This is a genomic window from Candidatus Hakubella thermalkaliphila (genome assembly GCF_013281975.1).
GTDB lineage: Bacteria > Actinomycetota > Humimicrobiia > Hakubellales > Hakubellaceae > Hakubella > Hakubella thermalkaliphila.
On the sequence record NZ_BLRZ01000479.1, the window covers coordinates 1 to 541 of the forward strand.

1 pseudogene is annotated in these 541 nt (G+C 52.5%); it reads left to right on the top strand.

Annotation, left to right across the window (positions count from 1 at the left end):
- A pseudogene (locus HW443_RS12800) lies at positions 1–541 on the top strand (excinuclease ABC subunit UvrA); the annotation flags it as partial.

The window sequence follows — 541 nt, forward strand, 5'->3', positions numbered from 1 at the left end:
CCCATTGGCCGGACGCCCCGTTCCAATCCGGCTACCTACACTGGCACCTTCACTTATAGCCGGGAGGTCTTCACCAATTCCCCCGAAGCCAGAATGCGAGGCTACCGGCCTAGTCGCTTCAGTTTTAATGTCAAAGGAGGAAGGTGTGAGGCCTGTGCTGGCGAGGGTACCATCAAGATCGAGATGCACTTTCTTCCCGATGTTTATGTACCCTGTGAGATCTGTAAGGGGAAACGGTATAATCGGGAGACCCTGGAAGTCAGATTCAAGGGAAAGAACATTGCCGAAGTATTGAATATGTCTGTGGAGGAAGCTCTGGAATTCTTTGCCCACATCCCCAGCATAAAAAGAAAACTGCAGCTGCTCTTCGATGTGGGTCTGGGATATATTAAGTTGGGACAGTCCGCCCCCACTCTCTCCGGCGGTGAGGCGCAGAGGGTCAAATTGTCTACCGAGCTATCCAAAAAGAGTACCGGCAGGACCCTGGGTACAGCGCATCCCTTATCCTTCAACTCGGTCATCCTAAAAAAGGCGGTCCGTG